Source organism: Terriglobales bacterium, assembly GCA_035561515.1.
In the GTDB taxonomy this organism is placed as follows: Bacteria; Acidobacteriota; Terriglobia; order Terriglobales; family Acidobacteriaceae; genus DATMXP01.
Window position 1 is genome coordinate 78,770 of the sequence record DATMXP010000047.1, and the last position, 9,054, is coordinate 87,823.

At 59.3% G+C, this 9,054-nt stretch carries 7 protein-coding genes; 4 read left to right on the plus strand and 3 right to left on the minus strand.

Translation table 11 applies throughout. The features are described 5' to 3' along the window. Nucleotides 1-18: 18 nt before the first annotated feature. A complete protein-coding gene (locus tag VN577_21505) occupies nucleotides 19-624 on the minus strand; it encodes an ATP-binding protein (protein HWR17422.1) in 606 nt (201 codons plus the stop codon). 77 nt (nucleotides 625-701) lie between these two features. On the opposite strand from VN577_21505, the gene VN577_21510 reads away from it, so the two are divergent. The 3 genes from VN577_21510 to VN577_21520 are packed head-to-tail and all read left to right on the plus strand — an operon-like array spanning nucleotide 702 to nucleotide 3,010. Next, on the plus strand, nucleotides 702-1,958 hold the full coding sequence (locus tag VN577_21510; GenBank protein HWR17423.1) for a nucleotide disphospho-sugar-binding domain-containing protein: 1,257 nt from the start codon (nucleotides 702-704) through the stop codon (nucleotides 1,956-1,958). A 19-nt stretch (nucleotides 1,959-1,977) separates the two neighbouring features. Then, the gene (locus VN577_21515) at nucleotides 1,978-2,445 is read left to right on the plus strand and encodes a hypothetical protein (protein HWR17424.1); all 468 of its coding nucleotides are present in this window, start codon (nucleotides 1,978-1,980) and stop codon (nucleotides 2,443-2,445) included. 1 nt (nucleotide 2,446) lies between these two features. After that, nucleotides 2,447-3,010 carry a GNAT family N-acetyltransferase gene (locus VN577_21520; protein ID HWR17425.1) on the plus strand — a complete coding sequence of 188 codons (564 nt, stop codon included), beginning with the start codon at nucleotides 2,447-2,449 and terminating at the stop codon, nucleotides 3,008-3,010. Nucleotides 3,011-3,055: 45 nt separating this feature from the next. Here the strand turns inward: VN577_21520 and VN577_21525 are convergent, their stop codons facing one another. Next, nucleotides 3,056-6,394, minus strand: a complete 3,339-nt coding sequence (locus tag VN577_21525) for an Ig-like domain-containing protein (protein ID HWR17426.1) — start codon at nucleotides 6,392-6,394, stop codon at nucleotides 3,056-3,058. Between the two features lie 228 nt (nucleotides 6,395-6,622). Between VN577_21525 and glyA the strand changes: the two genes are divergently transcribed. Continuing rightward, nucleotides 6,623-7,903: a serine hydroxymethyltransferase gene (gene glyA, locus VN577_21530; GenBank protein ID HWR17427.1), complete on the plus strand. Its 1,281-nt coding sequence runs from the start codon at nucleotides 6,623-6,625 to the stop codon at nucleotides 7,901-7,903. A 137-nt stretch (nucleotides 7,904-8,040) separates the two neighbouring features. Here glyA and VN577_21535 read toward each other — a convergent pair whose 3' ends face one another. Then, nucleotides 8,041-8,385 (minus strand): GIY-YIG nuclease family protein, encoded by a 345-nt coding sequence (locus VN577_21535; protein HWR17428.1) that lies wholly within the window; start codon nucleotides 8,383-8,385, stop codon nucleotides 8,041-8,043. Nucleotides 8,386-9,054: the final 669 nt, after the last annotated feature.

The following is a 9,054-nucleotide window of genomic DNA, read 5'->3' on the forward strand; positions in this document are numbered from 1 at the left end:
TAATTTCTACCTTTATATCTATGATTTCTCAGCGGGGCTCTGGGATTCAAGTTCCTGCGTACCCTGCGCCTCGACCAGCAGTCGGTCGATCTCCGTAATCGCCTTCTCCAGCCGTTGTTCCCGCGGGCCTTTCAGCAGAATCCACGGTAGACCGCGCTTTGTAAGCTCCTCGCTGAATCGCTTGGTCATCCACGGACGGATATGCTGGCCGTCTCTGACTCCGTCGGATTCGAAGGGGATGTCGCAATCGGTAAGGAGGTATAACGCGTACCGCCGCCGGTTGGCGATCTCTTCCACTTCCGCCGACCACGTACCCACATAACGTTGGTGCCAGATCGCTGTAGCCAGTGCATCGGTGTCGCAGATGAGTACGCGATTGGCTTTGGCCGCCATCTCGTCTTCATCCTTCTGCTGCTGTTCGGCAATGTGGATGAACTCTTCCGTACGCCACTCATAGGAGAACGTATTGATCCCGCTTTGCCGAAGTCGTTCGGTGTACAGGCGGCCGTATTCCGGAACCCAGGCCGTGTCGTAATGCTTCGCGAGATCGCGGGCCAGAGTTGTCGTGCCCGACGATTCGGCGCCGACGACACATACTCGGATTGGACTCTGCCCCACTTCCATGGCAACTATCGTACCGCGACTCTCGGCAGCCAGGTTTGTTACTCTGGTCCCTGCGAATGTCGCCTTCCAGCAAGTCCTTGCATGTCCTTCTCCCCACGCTCGGCAGTGCCGGAGATGTGCACCCAACCATTGCGCTCGCTCTGGCATTGCGCGACCGCGGACATCGCGCCACCGTCATCACGAGTCCTTATTTTAAGGAGCAGATCGAATACCTCGGTCTGGGATTCGCGCCGGTCGGCACCGTTGAAGGGGCTCAACAGGTCTTGGCGAATCCCGACCTCTGGCACCCACGACGCGGTTTCGAAGTCATCGCCCGCAGCGTGATGGTGCCGTCGATTCCCGCCATCTACGACGCCATCGCCTCGCGCGCGGATCGCAACACCGTCGTCGTGGCTTCGGGAATCTCCTTCGGTGCGCGCATTGCGCAGGATAAACTCGGCATCCCTACCGCGACCTTGCACCTGCAGCCCTCCATCGTTCGCAGCCAGGTCGATAACGGTCTCGCCGGTTACGTCCGTATCTCCGCTTCGCAGCCCATGTGGTTCAAGAAAGCATTCTTCCGGCTCGTCGATTGGTTTGTCGTCGATAAATACCTGAAGCGCCCTATCAACGAGTTCCGCGCCAGCCTAGGTCTTGCTCCCGTCGACCGTATCTTTCACCAGTGGATACACTCGCCCGATCTCGTGCTGGCATTCTTTCCCGAATGGTTTGCTCCGCGCCAACCCGATTGGCCCGCGAATCTGCACTGCGTCGGTTTCGTCCTCTGGGACGCCGCCGGACATGCCCCTGTTCCGCCGGACGCCGAACGGTTCCTTGAACAAGGCGAGCCGCCTGTCATCTTCACCCCGGGTTCTGCCGCTTCCACCCTGCACCGCTTTTTCGAGCAATCCGTGAAAGCCCTTGAGGGAACATCGGTTCGCGCCATGATGGTCACCAACTTCCCCGAACAGCTTCCGCCCAACCTGCCGTCCAACATCCGCCAGTTCGGGTACCTTCCCTTCAGCGAAGTCTTGCCGCGCGCCGCGCTGCTGGTCCATCACGGCGGCATAGGCACCATCGCCCAGGCCATCAAGGCCGGCATTCCGCACCTCGTTGTTCCCAATGGGCACGATCAATTCGATAACGGCTGGCGTATCGAACAGCTTGGGCTCGGGGTGAGCATTCACGGGACTCGATACAAAGCAGAAAAAGTAAAAGCCGCGTTGCGGAAACTGCTGCACGACGAAGCATTGCGGAAGCGTTGCCGCGAGTACGCGGATCGCATCGACAGCGAAGCGTCCCTTAATCGTGCTTGCGACCTGGTCGAGCAACTGGCCGCGCGCAAGCTGTCCTGACTCCGCTACAATGTCCGCAATGCGTTCTGGTGCTACCAACGGTGTGAAAGTTCTTCTCTGTGCGCTCATGTTGTTGCTTTCGGCCAGCGCTTCGAAGAACAAGTCGTTCTCCCAGGAAAGCGCCATCTCGCTGGTGAAGCGCACCACGGCTTCCATGCTCGATCCAGCGTTGCCTCGACGAGCCTTCGCCGGATGGGTGGAGGAAAAGTTTCAGGACTGGCGCATCGATTGGGAGATGAACGACTGCAGCCAAATCGGGCGAGAAATCATCTTTGACGGCAAACGCGACATTCCCACCTGCGTCCAATTGAATCTCGCCGAACCCGGTCGCGAGAGATCAAGCTCCAGTACGAACGGTTTTCAGATCTTCTTCCTGGTGGGAACCCAGAACAAGGGACTGCTGTCCGTTCCGCTGTTCCGAACCGCTCTCCGGGTCGATGAAGATCGGTCCGAAGTCGTCACTCGCCTGAGCGAAGTCGAGCCCTGATATGGCAAATTCCTTCATCTTCAAGCCGCTGACACCCGAGCGCTGGCACGATTTCGAGATTCTCTTCGGCGACAACGGCGCATGCGGCGGATGCTGGTGCATGGCATGGCGCTGGCGCCACAAGGAGTTCGTCGCCAAGAAAGGCGCCGGAGCCAAGCGTGCATTCAAGCGCATCGTGAACGGCGCCGTTCCCCCGGGCCTGCTTGCCTATGCCGGAAAAGAAGCAGTCGGCTGGATCGCCATCAGCCCTCGCTCTGACTACACGCGTCTGGAAGGCTCGCGCGTCCTCGCGCCCATCGACGACCAGCCTGTCTGGTGCGTTCCGTGCTTCTTCATTCGTAAGGACTACCGCAATCAGGGACTCTCGACAGAACTTCTGAAGGCCGCTGCCGTGTTCGCTAAGAAGCACAAGGCAAAGATCGTCGAAGGCTATCCCTATGACGTCGACAAGAAGCTTCCGCCACCATTCGTCTGGACAGGCCTGCTTGGAACATTCAAGAAGGCCGGCTTCAAGGAAGTGGCGCGCCGCTCGCAACAGCGCCCGATCATGCGGATCAATCTTTAAAAAGAAAGACCGCCCGAAGGCGGTCTTAAATTGCACCGATTAAGGCTATGGTTTCTTGATGTACACCATGCCTTGATACGTTCCATTGGGATAGAGGCTTATGCTCGAAGTCTTAGTCAGGACGCTCGAGGTTAGGTCAACCCGATATGCCTGGAATGCGGGCGACGAGCCTTCATAACCGAGCACGTAAACACGGCTGCCGTCATCGTTTACAACGAAGTCCGGGAAGTTTGCCCTCTCGGTTTCGGCAACCTTGGTGGGAACTCCCGTCGTTGGATTGACGCTGTAGACCTTGATTCCGCCGCCATAGTCGCTCCAACCGATGAAGAGATACCCGTTCGTACTGCGCAGCCGGGTTGGTGGTTCGGCCAACTTTCCGCTTGCCAAACTGCTGGATAACGCTACCGTTCCATCCTGTCCGACGCTGTAGATCTCGAGCGAGTCGTTGTACGTCCCGAACTCCCATGCCGGGATGTAAAGGAACTTGCCCGTCGAGTCGAACGTCATGGTTTCGACCAGCCGTTTGGTGCTGTGTACGTCCTGCATTTCTGTCAGGGCCCCGGTGTTCGGATCGACTGAATATGTCCGCACGTGGAAGATGATGTTTTCCGCTCCATCGACCGTGTTGTAATCACGCGTGACAAAGTACAGCACCGTGCCGGCGGAGTTTAGTTTCATCCCCTCGCTCGTGAACCCTCCCGGATATGTATTCGGAATTGTTATCAACCGTGTGGATCCGGAAGTGAACTCAGCCGTTTCGGGGTTGACGTCCACTTTGTCGATGAACACCTCATAGTTCTCGCCATACTGGACCAGGTACACGAACTTGCCACTCGGATGAGGGGCTATGTTCGGTATGTTCGACGGAAAATCGATGGAGCCAGCTTTGGTTACCGAGCCTGTGTTCCGATTGACCAGGAAACTCGCCATGCGTGAAGGAAGCCCATACCTATACGAGACGAACATATGTCCCAAAGCATTCGAGACCACAAACTGAGGTTCATAGTTGTTCGGATCGGCAATGCTGTAAGAAGGGATTCCGGCGAATGAACCCGTGTCGTCCACCAAGACCGCGGAGAGCGGGTTATAGTTCCCAAACGAGAACAGGAACCCGTCGCTCGCTGCCTTCGGCGCATACGCCACGTCAGGAGTGGTTTCGGTCTTCCACAACAGGTTCGACTGCAACTTGCTTACATCGCCGCCTGTCGCATCCACCGAGTACACATTCAGCTTCCCATTGCTCGTTCCGGAATAAACAACTCCTCCGAGTGGGTGCACAGCCAACGTGACCGGCCACTCGCTGCTCTCTGCGAACGACTTCTTATACGTCAACGCCCCGGTAGTTGGGTTGTACTGATAACTGGATATGCTCGCGTCAGTTCCGCTCCACACCGACGCGTACATCCACTGGTTCACCGGATCAAACGCCATCGTCTTGCTTGCGGTGTTCTGCATGCTTCCGAAACTGGAAAGCGCTCCGGTATCGGCGGCGATGTCGTAGAACAGGATCTGCGAAATGTTGCCATCCTGCGCGAACAGGCGTGTGCCCGTTGAATCCACTGTCGCGTACTGTCCATACTTCCACGGAGCATACGGCGAACCCGTTACCTGCGTGAGCGCTCCCGTCGTTGCGTCGACCGAGTACGCATACATCACGTTTGCGCCATCGCCTCCGGAATCGCTTCCCACCACATACGCATACTTGCTATCCGGTGTGAACGCGATGTGGCTCACATCGCGGCCCGGCATCGTCACCGATGACTGCGATCCGCCAATCGTTCCGCTAAAGGCGTTGAACGCATACGTTTTGATCGTCGACTCGCACGCCATCGTCGTGCATTCCTGCGCTGTGTGCCCCGAGCCGTCGGCCACATACAACCGCTTCCCGTCGGGCGAGAAACTCAACTGCGTCGGACAAGGATTCTCCAGCGCGAAGGGCGAGCCCTGCACCCGATATGGAACCCCCGACAACGTATGGATCCGATACAGGCCCAAGAATCCCGTCGACGTCGAGTCGCATGTTACCGGCCGGTACAGGATCGCAAGAAATTCCTTGCTCGGATGCATGGCCAGGTGCACCTGCTTCTGACTCAACGAGATCAGTATGTCCAGCGGCGATACATTCATCACGATATTCAGCCTGCCGTCATCCTGGACCGTGAATATGTGCAGCGCATGATCGGTTGAGTTCTGCGCCATGGCATAAACGAACCCGCCGTAGTTCACCGTAACCGGCACCACGACGCCTACACCTGCCGTTCCGGTCTTGCCTCCGAAGGTCGCCGAGATGGTTGCATTCGTTCCGCCCGTCGCCGCCACGCCATAAGCTAGGCCCGCCGTTCCCGAGTATCCGATCTCCACCTTGCTCGTATCGGAGGACTCCCATGTCGCCTGCCCCGTCACATCCACCGCGTCGTCGTTGTTGTACCGTGCGGTCGCGGTGAACTGGAAGGTGCTCCCCACGTTCATCGTTTGCGTCGAAGGCGAAATTTCCACCTGCGTCACCGATGGTGCAATCACATCCAGCCCGGTGGAAATCGTCACCGACCCCAGCGACGCCGTGATCGTCACGTGTCCAGTAGACACCCCGGAAACCTGCATCGCCGGTCCCGTCACCTCCGACACCACAGTCGCTTTCGCATTGTCCGACGACTGCCACACGATATTCGCGAGTGCCGCAGGCGGTGCTGCGCTGCTATCGCTCATCGTTCCCGTCACCGTCATGTGGATCGACGTTCCCTGCACCACCGATGCATTCACCGGCGACATGCTCAGCGACTGCAGCACCGGAGCCGTCACCGTGATGCTCGCCGTTCCCGTCTTGCCGCCGAACTGCGCCGACACCGTGATGCTCGCCCCAGCCGCGACGCCGTTCACCAATCCCGCCGCCACGCTCACCTTTGTCGTATCGGCCGACGTCCACGTCGCCTGTGTCGTCACGTCCGCGCTGGTGTTGTTGGTGTATCGCGCGGTTGCCGTCAGTTGATGTGTCTGCCCCACGTTGATCTGCTGAGTCGCAGGCGCAACATCGACCTGTGTCACCTCCGGCGCCGTCACCGTAATCGTCACCGACGTGCTCACGCCCGCCGACGTCACCGTCAACGTCGTTGTTCCCTGGCCCACGCTCGTGACCAGTCCATTCGCGATGGTCGCCACCGCCGGGTTCGACGATGTCCACGTCACTCCGCTCAGCGGAGAACTCGTTTGGTTGTTGTAGTTTCCCAGCGCCGTCAGTTGCAGGGTTCGGCCCAGCACCACCGACGTCGATGGACTTTGAATACTTATCGATTGAAGAGTAGGAGTGCTAGGACCGTCACCACCACATCCCCACATCACGACCAGTCCCATAAGCACAGCAATACAACCGAGCCGCTTCACAGACATGAACCGCCTCCGGTAAATTGAACTTTTGACTGCTGTACAGAAGGGGAGTAGGCGCTAATTCTTGTCTTTCGTGTTGGTCTGCCGATGTGCTCCGGCGCACTAACGGCAGTGACAAGCCCAACCTTCGTCACCCCCGCCTTTTGTGCCCTTTTCCACCATCCCGGACGCTCTATTCCCATCATGGGCCGCTACGGCGTAATCTAGTAGTTCGCCCGAGGAGCCAATTTCATGTCCAACTGGATGTCCCGCCCTCTTTCGCAAGTTGATCCCGCCGTCGCCGCCGCCATCGACAACGAAGTCCGCCGCCAGCACGAAGGACTCGAGCTCATCGCTTCCGAAAATTTCGTCAGCGAAGCCGTGCTCGAAGCCATGGGTTCGGTCTTCACCAACAAGTACGCGGAAGGGTATCCCGGCAAGCGCTATTACGGCGGATGCGAGTTCACCGACGTCGTCGAGAACCTCGCCCGCGACCGCGCCAAGCAACTCTTCGGAGCCGAGCACGCCAACGTGCAGCCGCACTCCGGCTCCACGGCCAACATGGAAGCCTACGGCGCCGTGCTCAAGCCCGGAGACACCATCCTCGGCCTGAACCTCGCCCACGGCGGCCACCTCACCCACGGACACCACCTCAACTTTTCCGGCAAGACCTACAAGATCGTCCCCTACGGCGTAACCAAGGACACTGAAACCATCGACTACGACGAGCTTGAGCAGATCGCCGAGCGCGAGCGCCCCAAGCTGATCGTCGGCGGTGGCAGCGCCTATCCGCGCACCATCGACTTCGCCCGTATGCGCCAGATCGCCGACAAAGTCGGTGCCCTCTACATGGTCGACATGGCCCACTTCGCCGGACTCGTCGCCGGCGCCGCGCACCCCTCGCCCGTGCCGCACGCCCACATCGTCACCACCACCACGCACAAAACGCTGCGCGGCCCGCGCGCCGGCATGATCCTCTCCAAGCAGGAATTCGCCGCCGCCATCGACAAGGAAGTCTTCCCCGGCGACCAGGGCGGACCGCTCGTCCACATCGTCGCCGCCAAGGCCGTCTGCTTCCTCGAAGCCATGCAGCCCGAGTTCAAGGACTACGCCCGCCAGATCGTCGCCAACGCCAAGTCCCTCGCCGCCGTGCTCGCCGAAGAAGGCTTCCGCATCATCTCCGGAGGCACCGACACGCACCTTATGCTCGTCGACGTCTTCTCCGCCGGCATGCTCGGCAGCGAAGCCGAAAAGGCCCTCGGCGAAGCCGGCATCACCGTCAACAAGAACGCCATCCCCTTCGACACCAATCCGCCCATGAAGCCCAGCGGCATCCGCCTCGGCTCACCGGCCTGCACCACTCGCGGTATGAAGGAGGTTGAGTTCCGCCAGATCGGACACTGGATCGCCGACGCGCTCCGCCATCGTACCGAGCCCGATCGCCTCGCGCGCATCCGCCGCCAGGTCAACGAACTAGCCGACGCCTACCCGCTCTACCCCGAGCGCCGCGCCAAAGCACTGGCCGGTGTGTAGTAAAAGAGTTGGGTGGTGTGTAGGTGTCATCCTGAGGCGAAGCCGAAGGACCTATGCACTTGGCTGGAAGCAACCACAGATGTTCAGGACGGGTGCTGCGCTAATAACGATGTCATGCTGAGCCGCAGCCGAAGCACCTATGTATTTGAATTCGGCAGCTCTTTCCGCACCAGCGGCGGAAGGGGCTTCCCCCACTCTTCACTCAAGTCCTTCCACTCCGGGTTTTTCGACACGATTAACGCAATCTTCTTGATCCGCGTCCATCCCTTGATCTGCTTTTCTCTCCCGATCGCCAGCCCCGGCTCTGGCCACTGCTCGAAGTAAGCCAACCGGTCGACCTTGTACTTCGAGGCGAACCCCTTGTAGACATGGTTCTTGTGCTGCCAAACCCGCGCCTCGAGATTAGAGGTCATCCCGGTGTACAAAGTCTTCGAGCGGTTGGTCATGATGTAGACGTAATAAAACTTAGGACCCCGATACATGGTGGTTCGCTGCTCTCGGCATGACCTTACCGTCGCCCACCACGGACGGTCTGTGACGCACTTCACGCCAGCGTGATACCGATGTCATGCGGATGAGGACGCGCTCACACCGATTGTCATCCTGAGGCGAAGCCGAAGGACCCATGCACTTTGGCGTGCGCACAGCCCAGATGCTCACGCGAGCGGCTGTGCTCGCACCGATTGTCATCCTGAGGCGAAGCCGAAGGACCCATGCACTTTGGCGTGCGCACAGCCCAGATGCTCACGCGTGGCAATGTGCCCACACTGATTGTCATCCTGAGGCGAAGCCGAAGCACCCATGCACTTGGCGTGTGCACAGCACCGGTCCTCACGCGTGGCGATGTGCCCACACTGATTGTCATCCTGAGGCGAAGCCGAAGGACCCATGCACTTTGGCGTGCGCACAGCCCAGATGCTCACGCGTGGCAATGTGCCCACCCCGATGTCATCCTGAGGCGAAGCCGAAGGACCTATGCACTTGGCGTGCGCTCAGCACAGGTGTTCACGCTAAACGCTGTGCTCACACCGATCGTCATCCTGAGGCGAAGCCGAAGGACCTCTGTACTTCGCAGTAACCACAGGTGTTCAGGGCGAAACCCCTAGCCGTTTCTCCAGCGCCCCCAATATCCCCTCCCACCCCTTCCGTGT

What these genes read in the sequence shown, in the direction of transcription:
- VN577_21515 (HWR17424.1), top strand. Translation starts at nt 1,978, where the DNA reads ATGCGTTCTGGTGCTACCAACGGTGTGAAAGTTCTTCTCTGTGCGCTC.
- VN577_21525 (HWR17426.1), bottom strand. Translation starts at nt 6,394, where the DNA reads ATGTCTGTGAAGCGGCTCGGTTGTATTGCTGTGCTTATGGGACTGGTC.
- VN577_21505 (HWR17422.1), bottom strand. Translation starts at nt 624, where the DNA reads ATGGAAGTGGGGCAGAGTCCAATCCGAGTATGTGTCGTCGGCGCCGAA.
- VN577_21535 (HWR17428.1), bottom strand. Translation starts at nt 8,385, where the DNA reads ATGTATCGGGGTCCTAAGTTTTATTACGTCTACATCATGACCAACCGC.
- VN577_21520 (HWR17425.1), top strand. Translation starts at nt 2,447, where the DNA reads ATGGCAAATTCCTTCATCTTCAAGCCGCTGACACCCGAGCGCTGGCAC.
- glyA (HWR17427.1), top strand. Translation starts at nt 6,623, where the DNA reads ATGTCCAACTGGATGTCCCGCCCTCTTTCGCAAGTTGATCCCGCCGTC.